Source organism: Arthrobacter sp. Y3223065, from assembly GCF_059090885.1.
On record NZ_JBNHGC010000001.1, the window covers coordinates 472,690 to 499,217 of the forward strand.

Annotated in this window: 19 protein-coding genes, 2 tRNA genes and 1 pseudogene; 20 read left to right on the forward strand and 2 right to left on the reverse strand. The window is 67.6% G+C overall.

Translation table 11 applies throughout. From position 1 onward, the window contains the following. Window positions 1–121: 121 nt before the first annotated feature. The 5 genes from AC5RUK_RS02130 to ndk all read left to right on the forward strand — a co-directional run bounded on the left by AC5RUK_RS02130 (window position 122) and on the right by ndk (window position 8,008). Window positions 122–1,843, forward strand: a complete 1,722-nt coding sequence (locus AC5RUK_RS02130) for an HNH endonuclease (RefSeq protein ID WP_494151260.1) — start codon at window positions 122–124, stop codon at window positions 1,841–1,843. 476 nt (window positions 1,844–2,319) lie between these two features. Then, the gene (ileS, locus tag AC5RUK_RS02135) at window positions 2,320–5,610 is read left to right on the forward strand and encodes an isoleucine--tRNA ligase (RefSeq protein ID WP_494151261.1); all 3,291 of its coding nucleotides are present in this window, start codon (window positions 2,320–2,322) and stop codon (window positions 5,608–5,610) included. Between the two features lie 14 nt (window positions 5,611–5,624). Next, entirely contained in the window at window positions 5,625–6,977 is a 1,353-nt protein-coding gene (locus AC5RUK_RS02140) for a bifunctional folylpolyglutamate synthase/dihydrofolate synthase (protein WP_494151262.1), read from the forward strand. Between the two features lie 8 nt (window positions 6,978–6,985). Then, entirely contained in the window at window positions 6,986–7,465 is a 480-nt protein-coding gene (locus AC5RUK_RS02145; protein WP_494151263.1) for a DUF4233 domain-containing protein, read from the forward strand. 126 nt (window positions 7,466–7,591) lie between these two features. Further along, a complete protein-coding gene (ndk, locus tag AC5RUK_RS02150; protein WP_493977451.1) occupies window positions 7,592–8,008 on the forward strand; it encodes a nucleoside-diphosphate kinase in 417 nt (138 codons plus the stop codon). An 84-nt stretch (window positions 8,009–8,092) separates the two neighbouring features. On the opposite strand, the gene AC5RUK_RS02155 is transcribed toward ndk, so the two are convergent. Beyond that, entirely contained in the window at window positions 8,093–8,767 is a 675-nt protein-coding gene (locus AC5RUK_RS02155) for a vitamin K epoxide reductase family protein (RefSeq protein WP_494151264.1), read from the reverse strand. Between the two features lie 394 nt (window positions 8,768–9,161). Here AC5RUK_RS02155 and AC5RUK_RS02160 point away from each other — a divergent pair, with 394 nt between their 5' ends. From AC5RUK_RS02160 to AC5RUK_RS02215, 12 genes and pseudogenes are all read left to right on the forward strand, one after another. Beyond that, on the forward strand, window positions 9,162–12,974 hold the full coding sequence (locus AC5RUK_RS02160; protein ID WP_494151265.1) for an Rne/Rng family ribonuclease: 3,813 nt from the start codon (window positions 9,162–9,164) through the stop codon (window positions 12,972–12,974). A 505-nt stretch (window positions 12,975–13,479) separates the two neighbouring features. Continuing rightward, entirely contained in the window at window positions 13,480–13,788 is a 309-nt protein-coding gene (rplU, locus tag AC5RUK_RS02165; protein ID WP_493977453.1) for a 50S ribosomal protein L21, read from the forward strand. Window positions 13,789–13,843: 55 nt separating this feature from the next. Continuing rightward, window positions 13,844–14,104: a 50S ribosomal protein L27 gene (rpmA, locus tag AC5RUK_RS02170; RefSeq protein WP_493967755.1), complete on the forward strand. Its 261-nt coding sequence runs from the start codon at window positions 13,844–13,846 to the stop codon at window positions 14,102–14,104. Window positions 14,105–14,229: 125 nt separating this feature from the next. Beyond that, window positions 14,230–15,744: pseudogene (gene obgE / locus AC5RUK_RS02175) on the forward strand (GTPase ObgE); the annotation flags it as partial. Window positions 15,745–15,769: 25 nt separating this feature from the next. Continuing rightward, window positions 15,770–16,903: a glutamate 5-kinase gene (proB, locus tag AC5RUK_RS02180; protein ID WP_493987526.1), complete on the forward strand. Its 1,134-nt coding sequence runs from the start codon at window positions 15,770–15,772 to the stop codon at window positions 16,901–16,903. A gap of 82 nt (window positions 16,904–16,985) precedes the next feature. Beyond that, window positions 16,986–18,302 (forward strand): glutamate-5-semialdehyde dehydrogenase, encoded by a 1,317-nt coding sequence (locus tag AC5RUK_RS02185; protein ID WP_494151266.1) that lies wholly within the window; start codon window positions 16,986–16,988, stop codon window positions 18,300–18,302. Window positions 18,303–18,426: 124 nt separating this feature from the next. Then, entirely contained in the window at window positions 18,427–18,660 is a 234-nt protein-coding gene (locus tag AC5RUK_RS02190) for a hypothetical protein (RefSeq protein ID WP_493987050.1), read from the forward strand. A gap of 45 nt (window positions 18,661–18,705) precedes the next feature. Beyond that, window positions 18,706–19,350, forward strand: coding sequence for a nicotinate-nucleotide adenylyltransferase (nadD, locus tag AC5RUK_RS02195; RefSeq protein WP_494113108.1), 645 nt, complete (start codon window positions 18,706–18,708; stop codon window positions 19,348–19,350). 34 nt (window positions 19,351–19,384) lie between these two features. Continuing rightward, window positions 19,385–20,869 carry a hypothetical protein gene (locus AC5RUK_RS02200; RefSeq protein WP_494151267.1) on the forward strand — a complete coding sequence of 495 codons (1,485 nt, stop codon included), beginning with the start codon at window positions 19,385–19,387 and terminating at the stop codon, window positions 20,867–20,869. Window positions 20,870–20,909: 40 nt separating this feature from the next. Continuing rightward, complete coding sequence (gene rsfS / locus AC5RUK_RS02205; protein ID WP_493987052.1) at window positions 20,910–21,296, forward strand: ribosome silencing factor; 387 nt, start codon at window positions 20,910–20,912, stop codon at window positions 21,294–21,296. A 150-nt stretch (window positions 21,297–21,446) separates the two neighbouring features. After that, a tRNA-Ala gene (locus tag AC5RUK_RS02210) sits at window positions 21,447–21,519 on the forward strand. A gap of 73 nt (window positions 21,520–21,592) precedes the next feature. Then, window positions 21,593–21,665: transfer RNA gene (locus tag AC5RUK_RS02215), tRNA-Ala, on the forward strand. Between the two features lie 262 nt (window positions 21,666–21,927). Here the strand turns inward: AC5RUK_RS02215 and AC5RUK_RS02220 are convergent. Next, window positions 21,928–22,851 (reverse strand): LysR family transcriptional regulator, encoded by a 924-nt coding sequence (locus AC5RUK_RS02220; protein ID WP_494151268.1) that lies wholly within the window; start codon window positions 22,849–22,851, stop codon window positions 21,928–21,930. A 744-nt stretch (window positions 22,852–23,595) separates the two neighbouring features. On the opposite strand from AC5RUK_RS02220, the gene nrdH reads away from it, so the two are divergent. From nrdH to nrdE, 3 genes are read left to right on the forward strand one after another with little or no spacing between them, the layout of a single operon-like run. After that, window positions 23,596–23,838: a glutaredoxin-like protein NrdH gene (nrdH, locus tag AC5RUK_RS02225; RefSeq protein ID WP_127513743.1), complete on the forward strand. Its 243-nt coding sequence runs from the start codon at window positions 23,596–23,598 to the stop codon at window positions 23,836–23,838. A 31-nt stretch (window positions 23,839–23,869) separates the two neighbouring features. Continuing rightward, window positions 23,870–24,352 (forward strand): class Ib ribonucleoside-diphosphate reductase assembly flavoprotein NrdI, encoded by a 483-nt coding sequence (gene nrdI / locus AC5RUK_RS02230; protein WP_493987054.1) that lies wholly within the window; start codon window positions 23,870–23,872, stop codon window positions 24,350–24,352. Window positions 24,353–24,369: 17 nt separating this feature from the next. Beyond that, window positions 24,370–26,490: a class 1b ribonucleoside-diphosphate reductase subunit alpha gene (gene nrdE / locus AC5RUK_RS02235; protein ID WP_493977561.1), complete on the forward strand. Its 2,121-nt coding sequence runs from the start codon at window positions 24,370–24,372 to the stop codon at window positions 26,488–26,490. Window positions 26,491–26,528: the final 38 nt, after the last annotated feature.

Genomic DNA, 26,528 nt, shown 5'->3' on the forward strand with positions numbered 1-26,528 from the left:
GAAGCGCCCGCCTGTCCTCTGCACTGCAGACTCTCCCTCCACAGGCGTGCTGTGGCTGGCAGTTTTGCACTTACGTCGAAGATCCTTTCTACCCGTGACGCGCGGTGCGTAGCGTTGAAGTATGGCAGCGGAACCGTTGGACGAGGCACAGGAGCCGGAGGAACAATCCGGCGTTCCTGCCCTGCCCGACGGCGGTGTCCCCACCCGTGAGTTGTGGGCGAAGGATTGGCAGGAGCTGGGTCCGGAGGAACTGGCCGTTCTGCTCGCCGGAACGGATCCGGGAACCTTGGATGACTGGTCAGCCCTGGAGTACCTCAAAGCGGTCCGCAAGCATGAGGCGTGGACCCAGTCGCGGCGGTTGCGAGCCGTGCACCGCATGGCGCTGCTGCGCCCGGCCACCGGCGCCGATGCCGGGGCGCCGGACGGGATTTCCCGCCACGCCGCAGCCGAACTCGCACCTATCCTGGCTGTGCGTCGCGAGCGGGCCGCTGCCGAACTGGCCGACGCGCAGCAGATCGGCACGTACCTGCCCGCCACCCTTGCTGCCCTGGACGCTGGCGAGATTGATATGTCCAGGGCCGTGGCGATTGCCCGCAAAGGCATGGACCTGACGCCGGCCGTCATGGCCGACTATGAGGCCAACGTCGTTCCCGGCGCCGGGGCCATCACGCTGGAATCCGTTCAGGCCCGGGCACGCACCGCCCGCGACCGGCTGCACCCCGAACCCCTCGATACCCGGCACAAGGCAGCGATGGAACGCCGCACCGTCCAGTACCTGCCTCAGGACGACGGGATGGCCGAACTCTACATCCGCACGTCGGCGGAGAAAGCGATGCTGGCCTACAACCTGATGCAGGCCCACGCCAGGAAACTGCAGACCGCCGACGAGACCCGCACTTTGGGGCAGCTCCGCGCCGATGTCTTCACCGACATGCTCCTGCGCTACCCCGAACACGCCTACCAGCCCGCCGCCACAGTACAAGGAAGCGGCACCGCTGCCGCAACAACGGCAGTGGCGGAGGCAACCGCCGAACCAGCCACTAGGCACGCAACGAGCGGGCCGTGCATCTGCGGGGCGGGGAACGTCACCGCGTCCGTCGCCGTGACTGCGCCCCTTGCAACCTTGCTCCGGATCTCCGAAGAACCCGGTGACCTCACCGGCTACGGGCCCATCCCGCCGGGCATGACCCGCGACCTTGCCGCGCTGGCCAAGTCCTGGCTGATCGTGCTCACCGACGACTACGGCAAGGCCGCCGCCGCCGCCGCCAAAGACCTGCGCCACCCGCCCGAATGGCTCAAACGCCTCGTCCGGCTGCGCGACCGCCACTGCCGCGACTACGGCTGCACCGTCCCCGCCGACCACTGCGACATCGACCATACGATCGCCTGGGAAAACGGCGGCAAAACCGTCCTCGAGAATCTCAGTGCCAGATGCAGACCCGGGCACAAAACCAAACACCACGGCGGCACTACCGTCACTCAGGACAGTGAGGGGACGCTGCGCTTCACCACCCGCTCCGGCCACACCCACAGCACCGCCCCCGACGAAGGTTGGTCTCTCACCGACCCGACAACAATCAGAAGCCGCGACGCGGCCGCGAACGCACATGAACCCGCCGCCGCGAACGGGCAAGAAGCCGCCGCCGCTGGTAACGGACATGAAGCCGCCGCCGCGAACGGGCAAGAAGCCGCCGCCGCTGCTAACGGACATGAAGCCGCCGCCGCGGACGCCGAGAACGGACATGAACCCGCCGCCTCTAACGCGCAGGAGGCCGGGGGAGAGAACATGCAAGAGAACCGACAAGAACAGGGACCCCCGGACGGCACTCCGCCACCCTTCTGAAGACTGCACAGCAGCACCCGACTGAGGGCCCAGACGTTCGGGCCAGACGTTGGCGCTGATTGGAGGACTGACGGGCTTCACGAGTGAACGGCAGGTGGTGCAAAGACGGGTTGGCCAACCACCGGACGAACGAACGGTCCGGGAACGATGCCGGCTTTTCGCCGCGTTTCGACAGCCGCGCCGCCGTGGCCGTAAACTTGAGTCATCAGCACTGACCCGGCCATCACCGGTGAGCTTCCGGAAGAACAGCGCAGGCCAACATCCTGGGCTCAGTAGAACCGGACGGGTATGCCCGTCACAGCAGCGAATGAGTGGCTGTCCCTTTGCGTCGGTTCCGGCGCATCAGGCCAGCAAGTGAGGTGGTACCGCGGGTTCCGCCCCGGCAGCACGGTGAGGCTTTTTCAGCCGCACCGGAGGCACCGGAGCAGGACACGTCCTCGCAGAAGTACCCACACTTGCCGAGCTGTCTTTTCAGGATGACGAACATGCCACAGATCTATCCCAAGGCTTCCACCGCCGGCGCTGCCGCTGCCGAGAGCTCGCCTAAGTTCCCCGAGATCGAGGAGCTGGTGCTCAAATACTGGCAGCAGGACGGTACCTTCCAGGCCTCCGTCGATGCCCGCGATGCCGGCAGCGACGGCAGCAACGAGTTCGTCTTCTACGACGGCCCGCCCTTCGCCAACGGCCTGCCGCACTACGGCCACCTGCTGACCGGATACGTAAAGGACCTGGTGGCCCGTTACCAGACGCAGCGCGGCCACAAGGTGGAGCGCCGCTTCGGCTGGGACACGCACGGGCTGCCAGCCGAGCTGGAAGCCATGAAGCAGCTGGGCATGACGGATAAGCAGCAGATCCTGTCCATGGGCATCGACAAGTTCAATGACGCCTGCCGCACCTCCGTGATGAAGTACGCCGACGAATGGCAGGAGTACGTCACCCGCCAGGCACGTTGGGTGGATTTCGAGAACGACTACAAGACGCTCAACGTCGAGTACATGGAGTCGGTCCTCTGGGCCTTCAAGCAGCTGCACGAGAAGGGCCTGACCTATCAGGGCTTCCGCGTGCTGCCGTACTGCTGGCGGGACGAGACGCCACTGTCCAACCACGAGCTGCGGATGGACGACGACGTCTACAAGATGCGCCAGGACCAGACGGTCACGGTCACCTTCCCGATCCGCGCCGACGGGTCGGACAACGCGCTGGCGGCGGAGCTCGCCGGCGTCAACGCCCTCGCCTGGACCACCACGCCGTGGACGCTGCCCACCAACGCAGCCCTCGCCGTCGGGCCGGAGATCAGCTACGCGGTGCTGCCGGCCGGCCCCAACGGGACGCAGGCCGCGGGGGATAAGTTCCTGGTGGCGGAGGACCTGCTCGGCTCCTACGCCAAGGACCTGGGCTACGACGACGCCGCTGCCGCCACCGATGCGGTGACGGCCACGTACCTGGGCTCCCAGCTGGCCGGGCTGCGCTACGAGCCGCTCTGGGACTACTACGCCGACGCCGGGAAGTGGGGCACCGGGAACGCCTGGCAGCTCGTCGTGGCCGACTACGTGACCACCACCGACGGCACGGGCCTGGTCCACCAGGCGCCGGCGTTCGGCGAAGACGACCAGAAGGTCTGCGAAGACAACGGCATCCCCGTGATCGTCTCCGTGGACGAGGGCGCCAAGTTCCTGCCCTACTTCGCCGAGGGCGCGCTGGCCGAGATCGCCGGTGTGCAGGTGTTCGAGGCGAACAAGCCGATCACCCGCGTGCTGAAGGCCGAAGGCCGGCTGGTCCGCCAGGCCAGCTACGAGCACAGCTACCCGCATTGCTGGCGCTGCCGCACGCCGCTGATCTACCGCGCCATCTCCTCCTGGTACGTGGAGGTGACCAAGTTCAAGGACCGGATGGTCGAGCTCAACCAGCAGATCAACTGGATCCCGGAAAACGTCAAGGACGGCCAGTTCGGCAAGTGGCTGGAGAACGCCCGCGACTGGTCCATCAGCCGCAACCGCTTTTGGGGTTCGCCCATCCCGGTGTGGGAATCGGACAACCCGGAGTACCCGCGCCGCGAGGTGTACGGCTCATTGGCCGAGCTGGAGGAAGCATTCGGCATCCTGCCGCGCAACCACGACGGCGAGGTCGACCTGCACCGCCCGTACATCGATGAGTTGGTCCGGCCCAACCCGGACGACCCGACCGGCCAATCCATGATGCGCCGCGTGGAGGACGTGCTGGACGTCTGGTTCGACTCCGGTTCGATGCCCTACGCCCAGGTGCACTACCCGATGGAGAACAAGGACTGGTTCGACAGCCACAACCCGGCTGACTTCATCGTGGAATACATCGGCCAGACCCGTGGCTGGTTCTACACGATGCATGTGCTCGCCACCGCGCTGTTCGACCGCCCAGCGTTCCGCAACGTGATCAGCCACGGCATTGTGCTCGGCTCCGACGGGCAGAAGATGTCCAAGAGCCTGCGCAACTACCCGGACGTGTCCGAGGTCCTGGACCGCGACGGCTCCGACGCCATGCGCTGGTTCCTGATGGCCTCCCCGATCCTGCGCGGCGGCAACCTGATCGTCACCGAGCAGGGCATCCGTGACGGCGTCCGCCAGGTGATGCTGCCGCTGTGGAACGTCTGGCACTTCTTCAAGCTCTACACCAACTCCGCGAACAAGGGGGCGGGCCATGAGGCCGTCTCCGTGCTCGGCGACGCCGACCGGATCAAGGGCATGGAGTCCCTGGACCAGTTCATCCTGGCCAACACCGGGGACCTGGTCCGCGACATGACGGCGGCCCTCGATGCCTACGACGTCTCCGGCGCCTGCGACGCGCTGCGCGAGTACCTGGACACGCTGACCAACTGGTACGTCCGCCGTTCCCGCCAGCGGTTCTTCGACGAGGACCGCGACGCGTTCGACGTGCTCTACACGGCACTGGAAGCGGTCTGCCGCGTGGCCGCTCCGCTGCTGCCGCTGGTCATCGAGGAGATCTGGCGCGGGCTGACCGGCGGGCGTTCGGTCCACCTGACCGACCTGCCCGACGCCGGTGCGTTCCCGCGGCTGGCCGAACTGGTGGAGCTGATGGACACCACCCGGCAGATTTGCTCGTCCGGCTCAAGCCTGCGCAAGGCCGCGAACCTGCGCGTCCGGCTGCCGCTGGCCTCGCTGACCGTGGTGGTTCCGGGCGCCGAACGGCTCTCCGGCCAGTACGCCGTCATGATTCAGGACGAGCTGAACATCAAGTCCGTCCGGCTGATCGACGCCGCCAACGCCGCCCCGGAAGAATTCGGCATCTCGCAGAGGCTGGTGGTCAACGCACGCGCGGCCGGCCCACGGCTGGGCAAGAACGTGCAGCAGGCCATCAAGGCCGCCAAGTCCGGTGACTGGTCAGTGGACGACGCCGGTGCCGTCACCGCAGGGGGACTGCTGCTGGAACCGTCGGAGTACTCACTGGAAACCGTCGTGGCCGGTGACGCAGCGGCCGGTGCCGCCGTCACCATGCTCCCCGGTGGCGGGTTCCTGGTGCTGGATACAGCCGTGACCGCCGAACTGGAGGCCGAGGGCGTGGCCCGCGACTACGTCCGCGCCATCCAACAGGCACGCAAGGACGCCGGCCTGGTGGTCAGCGACCGCATCCGCACCACGGTGACGGCGGACCAGTCCGTCTTGGACGCGCTGACCCTGCACCAGGGGCTGGTCTCGCAGGAAACCCTCACCGTGGACCTCGTCCTGGTGGCCGGGGACGGCGACGCCGTGTCCGTGGAAAAAGCCGGATCCTGAAGGGGCACCAAACCATGAGTGATGAATTCGGCGTCGAGAGCGTCTACGCGGAACTGCTGGGCCGCGCCCCGGAAAACAAGATGGAACCACGCATGGAGCCGCTGTTCCGGGCGATGGACATCTTGGGCGAACCCAACAAGGCCTTCGCCAGCATCCACCTGACCGGCACGAACGGCAAGACGTCCACGGCCCGGATCATCGAGGCCGGGCTGCGGGCGCACGGACTGCGGACCGGGCGTTACACCAGCCCGCACCTGTCCAAGGTGACCGAACGGATCAGCATCGACGGCGAGCCCGTCGCGGACGAGACGTTCGTGCGGGTCTGGGACGAAATCCGGCCGTACTTGGAGATCGTCGACCAGGAACTAAACGCGGAGGGCGCGCCGCGGCTGACCTACTTCGAGTGCGTGACCATCCTGGCCATCGCCATCTTCGCCGACGAGCCGGTGGAGGTGGCAGTGATCGAGGTCGGCCTGGGCGGCATCACCGACGCCACGAACGTGGTGGACGGCCAGGTCTCGGTGATCACCCCGATCTCGCTGGACCACACCGACCTCCTGGGCGACACCACCGAGGATATTGCGCGGGAAAAGGCCGGCATCATCAAGCGCGGCGGATACCTGGTCAGCGCGGCCCAGCCACTGGACGCCGCCCAGGTGCTGCTGGAGCAGGCGCGGGACCTTCAGGTGCCCTTCCGCTTCGAAGGCGTCGAGTTCGGCGTCGAGTCCCGCAAGGTAGCCGTCGGCGGCCAGCAGCTGACCATCAACGGGCTGGCAGGCCGCTACCAGGACCTGATGCTGCCCCTGCATGGCGCGCACCAGGCCCAGAACGCCGCGGTCGCCGTGGCCGCGCTGGAAGCGTTCCTCGGCGGCGGCGAAAAGGAACTCAACGTGGAAGTCCTGCGCGAGGCGTTCCTTGAAGTGACCTCGCCCGGCCGGCTGGAAGTGGTCCGCACCGCGCCGACCATCATCGTGGATGCCGCCCACAACCCCGACGGGATGAAGGCCAGCGCGCAGGCCATCCTGGAGGCGTTCCGCTTCAGCAAGCTCATCCCGGTGGTGGGCGTGCTGCAGGAGAAGGACGCCGTCGGCCTGCTGGAACAGTTGCGCGAGCAGCTCAGCGACCTCACCGACGAAATCTGCGTCACCGAGTCCAACTCCCCGCGGGCCATTCCCGCCGAGCAGCTGGCCGAGGATGCCATTGCCGCCGGGTTCCACGAGAACGCAGTGCACATCGCGCCCCGGCTGGACGATGCCATCGAATGGGCCGTCGGCCGAGCCGAAGCCGACAACGACCTCGCCGGCGGCGTGCTGATCACCGGGTCCATCACCCTGGTCGCCGACGCCCGCATCCTGCTAGGAAAGTAACAAGATCCATGGCCAAACTGACCAAAGCCCAGCGCGAGTGGCGTCCCGACATGCCGAAGAAACGGCGCTCGATCAAGACGATGTTCGCCTCCACCGTGCTGTTGCTGGAAGCCTTTGTCGCCTTCTTCGCCACGCTGGCGGTGTTCGGGCTTTACCGGGACGACGTGCCTGCGGCGCTGATCCTCGGACTGGGGATCGGCCTGAGCGTCCTGCTGTTGCTCTGCTGTGCCCTGCTGCGCCGCCCGGCCGGCTACGCCATCGGCTGGGCGATGCAGGTGGTCCTGATCGCCACCGGCATCGTCGAACCCGTGATGTTCGTCGTCGGCGTGCTCTTCGCCCTGTCCTGGTGGTACGCCGTGCGCACGGGCGGCAGGCTGGACCGCGAGAACGCGCAGCGCGACGCCGAACAGGCGGAATGGGAACGCCGGCATGGTTCGGAGGCCGGCAGCGCGGACGACGCCGGCACCGCTGACGACGCCGGGCACTGACGACGCGGGCACCGCGGACGACGTCGGCACCGCGGACGACGCCGGGCGCTGACCTGCGCCGCGCGCGCGTCCCGTAGGATTGAACGGGGTTTTCGGAGCTAATCGTGAAGCGAATGAGGAGAAATTGTGAGCGTTGAACGCACACTGGTACTGGTCAAGCCCGACGGCGTATCCCGCGGTCTCACCGGCAGCATCCTGGCCCGCATCGAGGCCAAGGGCTACACGCTGGTCGAACTGAAGCTGGTCAACGCCACCCGCGAACTGCTGGAACAGCACTACGAAGAGCACGTCGGCAAGCCGTTCTACGAGCCGCTGGTCGAGTTCATGCTCTCCGGCCCGGTTGCCGCCGCCGTGTTCGAGGGGCACCGGGTGATCGAGGGCTTCCGGTCGCTGGCCGGCACCACCGACCCCACCACCGCCGCCCCCGGGACAATCCGCGGCGACTTCGGCCGCGACTGGGGCGTGAAGGTGCAGCAAAACCTCGTGCACGGTTCCGACTCGCCCGAGTCCGCCGCGCGCGAGATCGGCATCTGGTTCTCCTAGACGCTAAAAGCCGGCAGAGGCCGCGGCCCCGGACGGGGACGCGGCCTCTGGTATATCCCGGGTCAGCCCAGGAAGCCATCCGGGTCAGCCCAGGAAGGCGTCGATGAAGGCCAGGAAGATGGTCCCGGCGGTCACGATCCACAGCAGGGCCGTCAGGGTCCAGGCCCAGCTGCCGGCGAAGCGGACCACCGCCGGCGGCGCCTTGATCACGCCGTGCGCCAGGTTCCGCGCCGTGGTGTGCACCATCAGCGGGATCATCGCGGCCCACACGCCCATGCAGTACAGGCACAGGATGTGGATGTCGTAGAGCGCCTGGCTCCACAGCCAGACGACGAAGATGAAGCCCAGCGTGACGCCGATCTGCAGGCCGATCCAGTACCACCGGCGGAACCGCGCCCCCGCAAGGATCGCCACCGCCGTCGTGATGGGAACGGCGAAGGCGACGATCCCGATCAGCGGGTTGGGAAAGCCAAAGAGCCCGGCCTGCCAGTGCAGGAACACCTTGCCGCAGGAAACCCACGGGTTGATGTCGCAGCTGGTCACGTGGCCCGGATTCTCGTAGGTGGCCAGCCGTTCCAGGACCAGGATGCCGGACATGATCCAGCCGAAAACGCCGGTGGCCAGCAGCAGCCAGGCGAAGGGTTTCTCCCGGGCGACGCCGGGGACCTCGCTGTCCGGCAGTTGGCCGGACGCGGTCGCGGCCGGGGAGGTGGAGGTCTGCGCGTGGGTCTGCACCGTTATCCTCGGGCTAGGGGGCATGTGGCTCGATTCTACGCCGGAGCGAACGGCCATTACTCACCAAATCGCACCCGGTGTGAGAGAATGATCGTGGCTAATAGCAGCCCCACATGCTGCTGTTGGTCCAGCGACAGGCTTCCAGGTCCGTCGGCGATGCTTCCCGAACAAGCAGCCCATCAATCCGGATGGGCGCTGGGAATCCGCCGGACGGCCCTGCCGGTGAAGAGAAGGTTACGGCAGACGGAAAAGCGCCGCTGGTCCCCGGGTGTGCCGCGCCCCACGTGATGGCGCGAGCTCGGGTGATACCAAGACGACTTTCGGTGTCGGGCAGCCCAAGGCACCCGGATACCCGGCTACATGCCCCCGAGGGCACCGGGATGTGGCCGGTGCCGCAAGGGTTGGAGCACAACTTTAAATGGACAATGAACAGGTAATTCCCGCTACCTCCTCTCCGGTCGACGTGCCGGAGGTACCAGCCAAGAAACCGCCGCGGCCCCGCCGCAAGCCCACCGTGTCCGCACCGTCGCAGGACCAGCTGGACGTTGATGTGCCAGCAGCGGCGGCCACTGCCCCAAACAACCACGGCGATGCCTCCGCCGCTTCCCCCTCGACCGCCGCGGCGCCCGACGCCGCGATAGCCGCCGGCGAGCAGCCCGCGGGGGAGCAGCCCGCTGGCCAGGATTCCGCCGGGCAGGACCCCGCAGGCGGCCAGCCGGCCGAGGCGGCTCCGGTGACAACCCGCGTCCGCCGGCCGCGCAAGACCGCGGCCCAGAAGGCCGCGGAAGCCGCGGCCGCCCAGGCCGCGCCGCCAGAAGATGCCGCCGCGGCGGAGTCGGGCAGTGTCCCGACGGCAGCTGGTGCACCCGCCGCCGACCAGCCGGACGAAACGGCTCCCGTCAAGACCCGCACCCGCCGGCCGCGCAAGACCGCCGCCGAAAAGGCCGCCGAGGCCGCAGCACCGGAAACCCTCCAGGACGGGGCCGGCGCACAGCCTGCCGCCGAACCGGTCGAAGCCGACGCCAGCCCGGAAGCCGACGGAGCGGCGGAGCCCGCCGAACAGCCGGCAGGCCGACGTCGCACCGCCTCCACCGGAACCCGCACCCGCCGCAGCAGCAAGGCCCAGGCCACCGCGGCAGCAGCCGCCGAACTCACCATCGCCGAGGGTGAAGCCCCGGCCACGGCGCCGGCCCCGGTGACGGCCGACGCAGGCGATGCAGCCGAAGCCATGGCCGGCAACACCGCCGGGACGGAAACGGCAGCCGGCAGTACGGCAGGGGAGCAGCCCGCGAAGGCGCCCCGCCGTCGTCGCTCCGCCACGGCCGCCGCAGCTGCCCCTGTTGCCGAGGAAACCCCCGCCACCGCGGAGACGGCCCCGGCCGCCGAACCGGAGCAGGCCGCCGCCACGGGAGACCCGGTTGAAGAAACCGCCGCAGAAGCGGTCGCCGGGACCGATCCGTTCACGATTCCGTCCTCGCCGGTGTCCCTGCTCTTCCACGCCCCGGACTTGTCCGCCGTCGCCGCCAAGCCGGAACCGGCCGCGGCCGACGACTCGGACGAGGACGACGAAGACGGCGGGCGCCGCCGCAGCCGGCGGAACCGCCGCGGCCGCACCCGCAACCGCTCCGAGGCCGAAACCGGCAGCGATGAGGCCGGCAGCACGGAAGAAAGCGACGAGACCGCAGAAGCCGCCGACGAGGGTGCCGCGGGGGAGAAGGACGGCGTGACCTCGCGCCGCCGCCGCCGTCGCCGCCGCGGCGATGCCGATCTTGAACTCACCGGCGGCGCCGACGACGACCCGCCCAACACGGTCACCCGGGTGCGGGCACCGCGGCCCATCACCGAGACCGCCCCCAGCAACAAGGTGGCGTCGGTCAAGGGTTCCACCCGCTTGGAGGCCAAGAAGCAGCGCCGCCGCGAATCGCGCGAGACGGGCCGCCGCCGCCAGGTCATCACCGAGGCAGAGTTCCTGGCCCGTCGCGAATCCGTCGACCGCCAGATGGTGGTCCGCCAGCGCGACGACAGGATCCAGATCGGCGTGCTCGAAGACGGTGTGCTGGCCGAGCACTTCGTGTCCAAGACCCAGCAGGACTCGTTGATCGGCAACGTCTACGTGGGCAAGGTGCAGAACGTGCTGCCCAGCATGGAAGCGGCCTTCATCGACATCGGCCGCGGCCGCAACGCCGTGCTCTACGCCGGCGAGGTCAACTGGGACGCCGCCCACATGGACGGGCAGCCGCGCCGGATCGAGCTCGCGCTGAAGTCCGGCGACTCGGTCCTGGTGCAGGTCACCAAGGACCCGGTGGGCCACAAGGGTGCCCGCCTGACCAGCCAGATTTCGCTGCCGGGCCGCTTCCTGGTCTACGTACCCGGCGGCTCCATGACCGGCATTTCCCGGAAACTGCCCGACGTTGAACGCAACCGGTTGAAGAAGATCCTGAAGGAACATGTTCCCGACGGCGCCGGCGTGATCGTCCGCACCGCGGCCGAGGGCGCCAGCGAAGAAGAGCTGATGAACGACATCAACCGGCTGCGCGCGCAGTGGGAAGGCATCGAATCGCGTGCCGGTTCCACCAAGACGCTGGCACCGGAGATGCTCTACGCCGAGCCGGACCTGACCATCAAGGTGGTCCGCGACGTGTTCAACGAGGACTTCTCCAAGCTGGTGGTTTCCGGCGAAGAAGCCTGGGACACGATCGAGGCCTACGTGACCTATGTGGCCCCGGACCTGGTGGACCGGTTGGAGAAGTGGACGTCGGAGACGGACATTTTCGCCGCCCAGCGGATCGACGAGCAGATCCACAAGGCGCTGGACCGCAAGGTCTTCCTGCCCTCCGGCGGTTCCCTCGTAATCGACCGCACCGAGGCCATGACGGTGGTGGACGTCAACACCGGCAAGTTCACCGGTTCCGGCGGCAACCTGGAAGAAACCGTCACCAAGAACAACCTGGAAGCGGCCGAAGAAGTGGTCCGCCAGCTCCGGCTGCGCGACATCGGCGGCATCATCGTCATCGACTTCATCGACATGGTGCTGGAGTCCAACCGCGACCTGGTGCTGCGCCGGCTGGTGGAATGCCTGGGGCGCGACCGCACCAAGCACCAGGTGGCAGAGGTGACCTCGCTGGGCCTGGTCCAGATGACCCGCAAGCGCATGGGCACCGGGCTGCTGGAAGTCTTCGGCGAGCAGTGCGAGCATTGCGCCGGCCGCGGCGTGATCACCCACGACGAGCCGGTCGAACACCGCCGCCCCGCCGCGGCCACCGAGCACCACCAGGTCCGCATCGAAAAGCGCTCCGAACGGCAGTCGCGCAGCGAGAAGCGCCGCAGCCGCGGCCAGGGCGGGCAGGAGTCTGCCGCCGAGGCCCCGGCCGCCGTGGTCCAGGAAGACGACGCCGAGCGCCGGGCCAAGGCCGAGGCCGCCCGCGCGGCGCTGGCCAACATCGCCGCCGCAGCCCACGCCGCCCACGAGGCGGAAGAGCACCCGGAGCCGGCCAAGGCCAAACGGCACGACGGCGAAGAACCCGCCGCGGCAGCCGTTGCCGGCAAGCCTGAAGCGGCGGCGGCCGGTACGTCCGCCGGAGCGTCGGGCCAGCCCGCAGGCTCCGGACGCAAGCGCAGGTCGCGCCGCGCGGACGATCCCGGCGTCGCAACCGCCGTCCCCGCGGCATCGGCCGGCAAGAAACCCGAAGCCGCCGTGCTCGAGATCAACGGAGAAACGGTGGCCATCCCGCGCGCCGTGCACACCCCGGTGGCCGCGCCGGAAGAGCCGTCGCTGACCTTGGAGAGCCTCACCGAGGCTTTCAACAAGGTTGCCCCGGTGGAGAAGCCGGAGCCCAAGGTCGCTCCGGCGGAGACACCGGAGCCAGCCGCGGTGGGGACGTCCGGGGCTGCCGAACCCCAGGCCCCGCAAAGCGATGCACGGCCCGCGAAGGCCGCCGAACCACAGGCCCCGCAAGGCGATGCCCGGCCGGTGAAGGCTGCCGCACCGCAGGCCCCGCCGGCGGCCGCCGTCCGCAAGCCGCGCCGCCGTCGTGCAGCCAGCAGCCCGCAGGGTGCTGCCGATGCTCCCGTCCAGACGGTGGATGCCGCCGTTTCTTCGGAGAGCGACGGCGGCCACCGCCACGCCGCCACCGCTCCGGCCGCGTCCGCGCTGGCCGAAGCGGCAGGGGACAAGAACGAAGCTGCGGCTCCGGTGGTGCTGGGTGTAGGAGTACCGGCCTCGGAGCTGTAGGCGCCGTCGCATGCCGGGCAGGCCGCGGACCGCATCGGTTCCGCGGCCTGCCTGTGCCCGGCCTGCCTCGTGCTCGGCTCGGCCTGTGCCGGGCTCCGAGGGGCTGCCTGTTCCCGCCTCCGGCTTGCTTGCACCCGGCTGCCGCGGGCAGGCCGGCAGGACACCGATCTCAGGTTTGTTTCCGCCGCGGAATCGGCGGACGCCGTGTCGCGACGGCGAAATGCGCGTTCCCGGGCTGCGCGGCCGGTAGTATTGTGTGGTGCGCCCGAGCGGATTGCAGTCCGCCCGCGCCAGGAGAAGATGACGCCAGAGCCCGTCCCGGCACCCCCGGAGCCCCCTGGTTTGCGGCTGATAGCCGCAATAGCGTAATCTAGATCTTCGGTGCGTACGCCTTCGAAGGGTTTCCACCCGCAGGCGCGGATGCACAGTGCTTTCCAGGCCGTCACGTCGTGCCTGCGTATTCGAGCAAAAACTGTAATAAACGTCTAGAGAAGTGAGTTCCCAAGTGGTGTACGCGATTGTCCGCGCCGGCGGCCGCCAAGAAAAGGTTTCCGTTGGAGACCTCGTGACCCTTGACCGCGTCCCCGGCGAGGCCGGTAGCACCATCGAGCTGCCTGCTCTGCTCCTGGTCGACGGCGACAAGGTCACCTCTGCTGCCGATGCTTTGGCCAACGTCAAGGTCACCGCCGAGATTGTCGAAAATCTCCGCGGCCCGAAGATCGTTATCCAGAAGTACAAGAACAAGACCGGCTACAAGAAGCGCCAGGGCTACCGTTCTGCACTGACCAAGGTCAAGGTCACCGACATCGCGTAAGCGGTTCGCTGACTTTTAGTAAACGTTCCTTCAGAAACAAAGGTAGGCAAATCAGATGGCACATAAGAAGGGTGCGAGCTCCACTCGCAATGGTCGCGATTCCAACGCACAGCGCCTTGGCGTGAAGCGCTTCGGTGGCCAGGTAGTTTCCGCCGGCGAGATCATCGTCCGCCAGCGCGGCACCCACTTCCACCCCGGCGCCAACGTCGGCCGTGGCGGCGACGACACGCTGTTCGCCCTCGAGGCCGGTGCCGTTGAGTTCGGCACCCGCCGCGGACGCCGCGTCGTCAACATCGTGGCTGCCGCTGGGGAGTAATCCAAGCAGCTAACAGCTTTCCAGTGAGGCGGGCCGTCGGTCCGCCTCACTGGTGTTTTAACCAGACTAGAATCACTGGTGGGCCGTTTCGGTTCGCGCCCACCGGCACAGAGGAGATCGATCACGTGGCAACATTCGTTGACCGGGTAGTCCTGCATGTATCCGGCGGATCCGGTGGCCACGGTTGCGTCTCCGTCAAGCGCGAAAAGTTCAAGCCGCTGGGCGGGCCCGACGGCGGCAACGGCGGCAACGGCGGCGACGTGATCCTCCGCGTGGACCCCCAGACCACCACGCTGCTGGACTACCACCACGCCCCGCACCGGCACGCCACCAACGGCGGCCCGGGAATGGGGGACTGGCGCGGCGGCAAGAACGGCGCCACGCTGGTGCTGCCCGTCCCCGACGGCACGGTGGTCAAGACCAAGAACGGTGATGTTCTCGCCGACCTCGTGGGCGAGGGCGCCGAGTTCGTGGCCGCGGCCGGCGGCCAGGGCGGGCTGGGCAACGCCGCGCTGGCGTCGGCCAAGCGCAAGGCACCCGGATTCGCCCTGCTCGGCATCCCGGGCGACGAACGGGACATCGTCCTGGAACTGAAGTCCATCGCCGATGTGGCGCTGGTCGGCTTCCCGTCCGCGGGCAAATCGAGCCTGATTGCGGCCATGTCCGCCGCCCGGCCGAAGATCGCCGAGTACCCGTTCACTACGCTGGTGCCGAACCTGGGCGTGGTCCAGGCCGGCGACATCCGTTTCACCATTGCCGACGTGCCGGGCCTGATCGAGGGAGCCAGCGAAGGCAAGGGCCTGGGCCACAACTTCCTGCGCCACGTGGAGCGCTGCGCCGCACTGGTCCATGTGTTGGACTGCGCGGCACTGGAGGCCGACCGTGACCCCCTCTCCGACCTCGAGATCATCGAGCGGGAGTTGGAACAGTACACGGTGGACATGAGCTACGCCGGCGCCGACGGCGACGTGGTCCCGCTGAACCAGCGCCCCAAGCTGGTGGCGCTGAACAAGGTGGACGTGCCCGACGGCCGCGATATGGCCGAATTCGTGCGCCCCGAGCTGGAAAAGCGCGGCTACACGGTGTTCGAGGTCTCCGCCGCCAGCCACGAGGGGCTGCGCCAGCTCGGCTTTGCCATGGCCGGGATCGTCGCCGCCGCCCGCGCCGAAGCGAAGGCCGCCCCGCCGAAGGTGGCCCCCGCCGTCCTGCGCCCGCGCTCCGTGAACGAGCGCGGCTTCACCATCCGGCGCGAGGAAAAGAACCTGGAACCGCTGTTCCGGGTGCTCGGGGACAAGCCGGAGCGCTGGGTCAAGCAGACCGACTTCAACAACGACGAGGCGGTGGGCTACCTCTCCGACCGGCTGGCCAAGCTGGGCGTCGAGGACCAGCTGTTCAAGTCCGGCGCCCGCCCGGGCGACACGGTGGTGATCGGCGAAGACGACGCCGTGGTCTTCGACTGGGAGCCCACCATGGCGGCCGGCGCCGAACTGCTGTCCTCCCCGCGCGGCACCGACCTGCGCCTGATGGAGTACATCCGGCCCACCCGCGAAGAGAAGCGCGAGCAGTACCAGGAGCGGAAGGAAGCCAGGGCTGCCACCCGCGCCGAACTCGAGGCCGAGCGCAAGTCCGGCATCTGGACAGCAGGGGAAGACAGTGACGACGACGATGCGCGCTGAGCCGGCCACGGCGGCTGACCGGACGCTGCTCGCCACGGCCGAGCGTCTGGTGGTCAAGGTCGGCTCTTCGTCGCTGACCTCGGTGGCCGGAGGCATCTCCGAAGAGACCCTGCTGTCCCTGGTAGAGGTGCTGGCCGCCCGCCGCAACGCAGGCACCGAAGTCATCCTGGTGTCCTCCGGAGCGATCTCCGCCGGATTGGCCCCGCTGGGTTTGGCCCGCCGTCCGCGGGACCTGGCGACCCAGCAGGCAGCCGCCAGCGTGGGTCAGGGCCTGCTGATGGCCCGCTACACCCAGGCCTTCGGCGCCCGCGGCATTACCGTCAGCCAGGTGCTCCTGACCGCCGAGGACCTGATGCGGCGCCAGCACTACGCCAACGCCTACCGGGCGCTGCACCGGTTGCTGCACCTCGGCGTCGTCCCCGTGGTTAACGAGAACGACACCGTGGCCACCCACGAAATCCGCTTCGGCGACAACGACCGGCTGGCCGCCCTGGTGGCCCACCTTGTCAAGGCCGACGCGCTGGTGCTGCTCTCGGACGTGGACGCGCTCTACGACGGCCCGCCCAAGGACGGCGCGCGGCGGATCCCGCTGGTGGCCCGGCCGGAGGACCTGGACGGCGTGAACATTGGCCGCACCGGGGCCGCGGGCGTCGGCACCGGCGGCATGGTGACCAAGGTGGAGGCCGCCGGAATCGCCGCAGGGTCGGGCATTCCGGCCCTGGTCACGTCCACGCCGAACGCGGCGCGGGCGCTGGCCGGCGAGGACGTGGGCACCTGGTTCGCGGTCAGCGGCACCCGCCGGCCGCCCCGGCTGCTCTGGCTGGCGCACCTGGCCTCCGTACAGGGCAGGCTGGTGCTGGACGACGGCGCCGTGCAGGCCGTGCGCGAAAAGCACCGGTCGCTGCTGCCGGCCGGCATCGTGTCGGTCAAGGGCGACTTCGAACCGGGGGATCCCGTGGAGCTGGCCGACGGTGACGGCCGCGTGGTCGCCCGCGGCCTGGTCAACTTCTCCTCCTACGAGCTCCCGCGCATGCTGGGCCGCTCCACCCGGGAGCTCGCCGCGTCGCTCGGCCGGCAGTACGAGCGCGAGGTCATCCACGTGGACGACCTCGTCCTGCTCTGAACCACCGCGTCAGCCGGCGGCGGCAGCGTAACGTGACCTCCGTCGTCGTGCAGTGCCGGGCCCACGGGCTAAAATCAAGGGTATGACCCAGACAGCCCCTTCCCAGTCCACGGCCGAAGAGCTCCAGGACGGCCGGAAACCGGACGCCACCGCCGCCGTCGAGGCCATCGCCGGACGGTCCCGGACCGCCGCGCGCCGGGTGGCGCGCGCCAACCGGGCCTGGAAGGACAAGGCGCTGCAGGAGATTGCCGACTCCCTGATCGCCAGGCGCGACCTGGTGCTGCAGGCCAACCGCCAGGACCTGGACGAGGGCAAGTCGAACGGCACCAGTGCCGCCCTGCTGGACCGGCTGACCTTGGACACCAAGCGCATCGACTCGCTGGCCGCTGCCCTGCAGAACCTGGCCGCGCTGCCGGACCCGGTGGGCACCGTGATGCGGGGGCAGACCCTGCCGAACGGCCTGCGGCTGCGCCAGGTCCATGTCCCCATGGGCGTGGTCGCGGCCATTTACGAGGCGCGCCCGAACGTCACCGTCGACATTGCCGGCCTTGCACTCAAGAGCGGCAACGCCGTGATCCTGCGCGGCGGCAGCGCGGCGCGGCACACCAACGTCGCCCTGCTGGGCATCATCCGCGATGCGCTGGACCGGGTGGGCCTGCCCTCCGACGCGGTGCAGAGCGTGGACGACTACGGCCGCGAGGGCGCCACCGCGCTGATGCAGGCGCGCGGCCTGGTGGACGTGCTGATTCCGCGCGGCGGCCGCGAGCTGATCCAGTCCGTGGTGAACAACGCGAAGGTGCCGGTGATTGAGACCGGTGAGGGCAACGTCCACATCTACCTGGACGAATCGGCCGGCACGGAGATGGCCGTGGACATCCTGCTCAACGCCAAGACGCAGCGGCCGTCGGTGTGCAACACCGTCGAGACCCTGCTGGTGCACCGCGATGCGGCAGCCTCAGCAGACGTCCTCGCGGCGCTTGCCGGCGCGGGCGTGCGGCTGCATGTGGACGAGCGGGTGGCCGGCATCCTTCCCTCCGGCGTCGAGGCCCAAGCCGCCACCGACGAGGACTGGGGCCGCGAGTACATGGACCTTGACCTGGCGGTGGCGATGGTGGATTCCATGGACGATGCGGTCAAACACATCCGCACCTGGACGACCGGCCATACCGAGGCCATCATCACCAACGATCTGCGCAACGCGGAGAAGTTCATCGCCGAAATCGATTCGGCGGCAGTGATCGTCAACGCCTCCACCCGGTTCACCGACGGCGGGGAACTGGGCCTGGGCGCGGAGGTCGGCATTTCAACCCAGAAGATGCACGCCCGCGGGCCGATGGGCCTGCGTGAACTGACCACCACCAAGTGGATCGTTCAGGGCGACGGCCAGGTCCGCGCCTAAGCAGGTGCCGGCCGGGCCGGTCCCGGCCGAATCACGGTTCCGCCGCCGGAACGCGTACCATGAGTAGGAAGCCATATCCCGTCCGCCTGCGTGCGGCCGGGTTGAAGAACCGCAAGGGAGAATCATGCTGTCTCAGGTCCTCGACGCCGCACTCGTGGCCAGCGAAGCCGCCCACGTCGAACTGCCGGTCCCCGCGTGGGTGGTCGGCGCCGGTTTCATGGCGGTCTTCCTGATCATGATGTTCGCCACGATCGCGTTCACCAGTGTCGGACAGCGCCACTCGGCGGTCGAGGAGCACGTGGACCCGCACCGCCAGCATCCGAACAAGCACGATCACGGCCAGGCCACGCGCCGCTAGCCGTTCGTGTCCGCGCTGCCCGTCAAAGCCCCGCACGCCGGAGACCTGCACCTCACTTACCCGGGGCGCAAGCTCCGGCTGGGCGTCATGGGCGGAACCTTTGACCCGATCCACCACGGGCACCTGGTGGCGGCCAGCGAGGTAGCCTCTGTCTTCGGCCTGGACGAGGTGGTCTTCGTGCCCACCGGCCAGCCCTGGCAGAAGAGCGGACGCGAGGTCAGTCCGGCCGAACACCGCTACCTGATGACCGTGATCGCAACGGCCTCGAATCCGCAGTTCACGGTCAGCCGGGTGGACATCGAACGGCCTGGGCTGACCTACACCATCGACACGCTGCGGGACTTGCGCGCGGCGCGTCCCGATGCGGAACTGTTCTTCATCACGGGAGCGGACGCACTGGCGCAGATCATGTCCTGGAAGGACATCGACGAGCTGTGGTCGCTGGCGCACTTCGTGGGCGTGACCCGGCCGGGCCACGAGCTGCACAACTTGGGCCGCAAGGATGTGAGCCTGCTGGAGGTTCCGGCGATGGCCATTTCCTCCACGGACTGCCGGGAGCGCGTGGCCGACAACCAGCCGGTCTGGTACCTGGTGCCGGACGGCGTAGTACAGTACATAGCCAAGTATGGTCTCTACCGGCGCGCGCCGGACGGCGCCGTCGCCCTGAGCCAACTGCAACCAAGCCAATGAAATCAGTCGTTTACTACTGGGTGATCAGCAAAGCATGAGCAATCAATCCCAGCCGCCGCCCAGCCGCCGGGACATCCGGCGGCAGCGCGACGGCGCCGGCACGGGTCCGGAGACTGCCTCCGGGAACGTCTCCCAGGCATCGGATGCCCAGGCAGCGGCCCCAGTCGATGGCGGGGGAGAAGTTGCCCAGGCGTCCGGCGAGAGCCGGACAGAATCCCGCGAACGCCAGGGCGAGCGGTCCTCACAGACCCGCGCCCGCGAGCGTGAAGCGCGCCGTGCACTCAAGACCCTGACCGCGGCGCTGCCCAAGATTCCGGCCCCCGAGCAGGAAGAGGTGCCGACCCGGCGCCAGCTGCGCCAACAGCAGTTGGAGCGCGAGAACCGCGTCCCCGCGTCCGGCGCACCGGCCGAGGGCCGGCCCGGGAATTCGGGTGCCCCGGCTGCCCCCACAGACACGCGCTCCCGTTCGTTAGGTGCACCGGGCGCACCGGCTGCTAAGGCGGACACCCGCGCCCGGGCGTCGGCCGCCCCCGCAGACGCCCGCGCCCGGACGTCGGACGCCCCCGCAGACGCCCGCGCCCGGACGTCGGACGCCCCGGCGGATGTCCCGTATGAACCGCAGCGTCCGCCGATCGAGGGCGGACGGCGGGCCCGGCGCGGCGGGAACACCGGCCGGCATCCGGTTCAGCCGCCGGCCGACGCGCAAGCGAAGTCGCTCTCGGCGGCCGGACGCGAGGCCGTCGACGCCGGCGAGATGACCGTTGAGCAGGCGCTGGCTGCCCGCGATCTGCTGATGGGCCAGGCCAAGAACATGGTGGCCATGATGGAGTCCCGGCAGGAGCAGGATCCCCACGACGTGGACCTGGAACTGCTGGCCCAGCAAAAAGCCCTCGCCGAGCGTGCCGCGGTACTGAACCGCCGGGCCGCGGACAAGAAGCGGCTGAGTGACGAAAACGAACAGCGCCGGCACACGGCCACGGACCGGCCGGCGGCCGACATTGCGTCCGCTCCGATGGAATTCGTGGCCGTCCCGGGGACCGACCGGCACGTGCTCCGGCCGTCGTCGACTTCCTACGTTCCGGTGGTGACGACGCCGGCTCCGGCGCAGGCGCCGCCCGTCCGGCAGCCGGCTCCCGCACGCCGGCAGCCGGCTCCCGCACGTCGGCAGCCGGAATCAGCCAAGCCGCAATCGCCGGCTGCAACGGAAGCTGTGCCGGCAGTGGCAGGGACACCTGCGGGACAGGACCGGAACCCCGCCCCGGGACCCGTCGACACGGCCGCTTCGGCACCGCCTCGGTCTAAGATCCTGGCCCAGGCCGAAGCACTGGCCGAAGGGCGCGCTGCCACGATCCATCCGCTCAAGGCCAGCAGTGCCTACGGACTGGATCCCCTCGACGCCCGGACGGCAGGGCTCGACCGGGTCCGGCGGATCAGGCTCGCGGTCGGTGGTGCACTGGTGCTGGGCGCCGCTGCGTTCGCAGCGGGAATTGCCATGATGCTCGGAGTCTTTGGCGGCTAAAGCCGCCGCTCAAACGCTGGTTCACATTCCAAGGAGACACATGACCGCACCCGAGAGCTCAATCGCCATTGCGCGCACTGCCGCGAAGGCAGCCAGCGACAAAATTGCCGAAGACATCGTCGCCATCGACGTCAGCGAGCGGCTGGCCATCACCGACGTGTTCCTCATCGCTTCGGCACCCACCGAGCGGCAGGTGAATGCCATCGTTGACGGCATCGAAGAGGAGCTGCACAAGCAGGACCTGCGTCCGATCCGCCGTGAAGGCCGGTCCGAAGGGCGCTGGGTACTGCTTGACTACGCAGGCGTCGTCATCCACGTCCAGCATCAGGAAGACCGCGTCTTCTACGCCCTGGAGCGCCTGTGGAAGGACTGCCCGTTCATCGATTTGCAGCTGGACGAGAAGCCCGCGTCGACGGGCACGGAGTAGCCGCAGCGAGCGAGCCCTGCCAGGCCGGACCACTCTGTCCGGCCGGTGGGCCCGCCCGGAGTCCATCCGCTGATTTGGAATCCGTGAGAGTCTCTGCATAGAATATTCAAGTTGCTTCGAAGGAAGCGACGCGGAATCCGCAAGGATAACGGGGCTGTGGCGCAGCTGGTAGCGCACCTGCATGGCATGCAGGGGGTCAGGGGTTCGAGTCCCCTCAGCTCCACTCCGTGAAGCACCATCGGTGATATTCACGCAGCGGAATATAACCGCCGGTTCGGCGAATCACTTCCAGTCCAGGGGCTGTGGCGCAGCTGGTAGCGCACCTGCATGGCATGCAGGGGGTCAGGGGTTCGAGTCCCCTCAGCTCCACCCATCAACGAAGGTCCGGCACAAACAACCGTTTGCGCCGGATTTCTTCGTTTCCTGTGAAGCGGACGTTCCGAGGGTCCCGGGAACCCACGGTTTTCGCCCCTTTCTATCCCAGAGCCTGCCGCCTGCTAGCCGGCATTCCTCGGCCGATCTCCCCTCAATTCGGCTGTGAGCGAACGGGGAATTGCCCGCCGAGTCGTTTGAGAACGCCATGCTTACTGAGGCAGACGCCGGCGACTATGGTCCGCCGGCCGGCGCTCCCTCAGGTGCGCCTGGTCGTGATGCTCATGTCGCGCAGGATCACCGACAGCTGGTCCATGAACAGGCCCAGCTGGGCGTTCTGCCGGTCGTTGATCAGCAGCGCAAAGATGTTCCGCGCCAGCCGGATTTCCGGAACGTCCAGCACCACGATGCCGTACGCTCCGTTGTGCATGGCCAGCTCCGGCACCAGCGCAGCGCCCAGGCCGGCCGCGGCCATGGCCAGGCTGGCATTGAAGTCGTCGCAGTAGGCGACCACCCGGGGGTGGAGGTTGCAGCTGGCGAAGAGGCGCTCGATCACGGTGGCGTCCGCCGTGCCTGGGTGGTGCATGATCCAGGGCATCTCGGCCAACTGCGAGGCCGTCACCGAGGCCCCGGCGCGGATGCCCCACGATTCGGGCAGCACCACCCGGAAATTGTCGTCGCCGATCCATTGCCGGCTTACCGTGTTGGGCCACGCCAGCCCACCTTGGCCCACTTGGAATACGAGGGCGACGTCTAGGCCGCCGCCGGCCCGCAGCCCCTGGATCGTCTGTCCCGGCTCGGCGACGGATACCTTGAGGTTGATCCCCAGGCCCGGCCATCCGGGGGCCTGCAGCAACCGGGGGAGTACGTAGGTGGCCAGGCTGGGAAAGATTCCCAGCCTGACTTCCTGTGTGCTGGTGTCCTGGCTGCGGGCCGTGGCAGCCAGCAGTGCATCGATGTCCGTGAGGACCTTGGCCGCGTGACGGGACATCACCATCGCCGTTTCGGTCGGCTGCACGCTGCGCGCCGACCGCTCGAACAGCTTGGCGCCAGTCTCGCGTTCCAACGCGGACATCTGCTGGGAAACGGCCGAGGCCGTATAGCCCAGGTTGGCTGCGGCCGCGGCAAACGACCCCCGCCGGGTCACCTCGAGCAGTGTGCGCAGATGCACCGTGTTGACCATCAGCTCTCCTGTCGCTCGTTCCTTCCTGCGCTAAGCCTACCTTGGGCTCTGCTGGAACCGCGGGCCGTTTCGGGACGGGGCGACGGGGCCCCGGTGCGGAGGGGCATCGCCGTGCGCGGGTCCGGAGCCGGGCGCAAGAAACACCTCAGACCCGGTTGTGCGCTCCCGGACTGTGCTGTCCGGGAGGAATGTCGCGGCCCTCCGAAGCGTTGTGTTAATGGTGCCAAAAAGGACCGAGGGGGAGTGGTTCGAGCCCCGGGCATGCTGCCGAGACAGCCGCCTGATAAACGCCATCGGACTGCGGAGCGTGGAGCCGGCGAAAGCGGCGCGGCCGATTGTCCGAAGGGGCCGCTATAGTCCGGATCACTGGAGCGGCAGCAGGAGAGACGACCAAACCGGGGAACCACAACATCTAGTGGTCGTGGCACTACGAACGACACGCCGAGGAAACAGCGACACGAGACTTTCCGAAGTTGTGGGCAGTCCATCCACAGGCTGTGGACGGCGACCTGGAAAGGCCGGAATATCAACTGTTTAACCGCAGAAAATATCCCCATGGGCTGTGGACGAAGGCGGACCCGGAATGACATACTTGTAATACATCATCTTGGGGTTCCGAATGGCCGAGTCCACAAGATGTAGTATTGGAACCGCTGGCGGGCAGCGAGCGCGGGTTCTTCTCAGGGACAGCCGCACAGCCAGAAAACAGCAGAACGCCGTACCGAGAATTAGGGGAGAAGGACCATGACTGTAACGGTTTACACCAAGCCAGCATGCGTGCAGTGCAATGCCACGTACCGGGCTCTGGACAAGAAGGGCATCGCCTACCAGAGCGTTGACCTGTCCCAGGATCCGGAAGCGCTGGAGCGTGTCCGTTCCCTTGGTTACATGCAGGCGCCCGTCGTCGTCACCGAGCAGGACCACTGGTCCGGGTTCCGCCCGGACAAGATCGAGGAGCTGGCCCAGGCCGCTGCCTCAGTAGCCTGAGCGGACTCGTTCGGAACCAGCACCAAACGCCATGACCGAGCTGCTGATGAGTGAGGCCGCCAGGCGCGAGGCGGGTCCGGCAACCGGCGGGACCGCCGACACGGACCTGATCTATTTTTCCTCCGCCTCCGGCTACACCGACCGCTTCATGCAGAAGCTGGGGCTGCCGGCGGCACGGATCCCGCTGCGCACCCAGCAGGAGACGCTTCACGCGCTCCGGCCGTTCGTCCTGGTACTGCCGACGTACGGCGGGGAATCCGGCAGGAACTCGATTCCGCCACAGGTCATCAAATTCCTCAACCGCGAGGAGAACCGGCGCCTGCTCCGCGGAGTGATCGGTTCCGGAAACACGAACTTCGGCACAACGTACTGCCTGGCGGCGGAGAAAATCGCCGCCAAGTGCCAGGTGCCGCTTCTCTATCGATTCGAACTCATGGGCACGTCCGAGGACGTCGACCGGGTCAAGCAAGGATTGGAACACTTTTGGAAACGACAGTTGCACACGCGGCCATAGCCGATGCCAAGGCAGAACTGCCGGCGGCATTCAAGGGACTGGGCTACCACGAACTCAATGCCATGCTGAACCTTTACGGTCCGGACGGGAAGATCCAGTTCGAAGCCGACCGCGAAGCTGCGCGCCAGTACTTCCTGCAGCACGTTAACAACAACACGGTGTTCTTCCATGATCTGGAAGAAAAACTCGACTACCTGATCAAGAACGACTACTACGAGCGCGAGACGCTCGACCAGTACACGATGAACTTTGTCCGGTCGCTCTACGACCGGGCCTACAAGAAGAAGTTCCGTTTCGAGACCTTCCTGGGCGCGTTCAAGTTCTACACGTCCTACACGCTGAAGACGTTCGACGGCAAGCGTTTCCTGGAGCGCTACGAAGACCGCGTCTGCATGGTGGCGCTGCATTTGGCCAGGGGTGACGAGGAGCTGGCGAACCGGCTGGTGGACGAGATCATCGACGGTCGCTTCCAGCCAGCTACGCCCACGTTCCTGAACGCCGGAAAGAAGCAGCGCGGCGAGCTGGTCTCCTGCTTCCTGCTGCGCATCGAAGACAACATGGAGTCGATCGCCCGCGGCATCAACTCCGCCCTGCAGCTGTCCAAGCGCGGCGGCGGCGTGGCGCTGTCGCTGACCAACATCCGCGAGCACGGCGCGCCGATCAAGCAGATCGAGAACCAGTCCTCCGGCGTCATCCCGGTCATGAAGCTGCTCGAAGACAGCTTCTCCTACGCCAACCAGCTCGGCGCCCGCCAGGGCGCCGGCGCGGTGTACCTGCATGCGCACCACCCGGACATCTACCGCTTCCTGGACACCAAGCGCGAGAACGCCGACGAAAAGATCCGGATCAAAACGCTCTCGCTGGGCGTCGTCGTCCCGGACATCACGTTCGACCTGGCCAAGAAGAACGAGGACATGTACCTGTTCTCCCCGTACGACGTCGAACGCGTCTACGGGGTGCCTTTCTCGGACATCTCCGTCTCGGAGAAGTACTACGAGATGGTCGACGACAGCCGGATCAAGAAGACCAAGATCAGCGCCCGCGAGTTCTTCCAGACGCTGGCCGAGATCCAGTTCGAATCGGGCTACCCGTACATCATGTTCGAGGACACGGTGAACCGCGCCAACCCGATTCACGGCAAGATCATCATGTCCAACCTCTGCTCGGAGATCCTGCAGGTTTCCTCGCCGTCGCTGTACAACGAGGACCTCACCTACGCCGAGATCGGCAAGGACATTTCCTGCAACCTGGGCTCGATGAACATCGCCAAGACCATGGATTCGCCGGACTTCGGCACCTCCATCGAGACCGCCATCCGCGCGCTCACCGCGGTGTCGGACATGTCCTACATCAACTCGGTGCCCTCGATCGCCGAAGGCAACCTGCAGTCGCACGCCATCGGCCTGGGCCAGATGAACCTGCACGGCTACCTGGCCCGCGAGCGGGTGCATTACGGTTCCGAGGAAGGCCTGGACTTCACCAACATCTACTTCTACACGGTGCTGTTCCACGCGCTGCGTGCCTCGAACAAGCTCGCGATCGAACACCGCCAGACCTTCGGCGGCTTCGAGAAGTCCAAGTACGCCTCGGGCGAGTTCTTCGACAAGTACACCGAGCAGGAATGGGTGCCGCAGACCGACCGGGTAAAGGAACTCTTTGCCCATGTGGAGATCCCCACCCAGGCCGACTGGCGGGAGCTGAAGGCCTCTGTCATGGAGCACGGGATCTACAACCAGAACCTGCAGGCCGTTCCGCCCACCGGTTCGATCTCCTACATCAACAACTCCACGTCCTCGATCCACCCGGTGGCATCCAAGATCGAGATCCGCAAGGAAGGCAAGCTGGGGCGCGTGTACTACCCGGCCCCGTACCTGACCAACGACAACCTGGAGTACTATCAGGACGCGTATGAAATCGGCTACGAGAAGATCATCGACACCTACGCCGCGGCCACCCAGCACGTGGACCAGGGCCTGTCGCTGACGCTGTTCTTCAAGGACACCGCCACCACCCGCGACATCAACAAGGCGCAGATCTACGCTTGGCGCAAGGGCATCAAGACCATCTACTACATCAGGCTCCGTCAGCTCGCGCTGGAGGGGACCGAGGTGGAGGGCTGCGTCAGCTGCATGCTTTAGCAGCCCACACCAACTGAAAGTACGACGGCGGGTGCCCG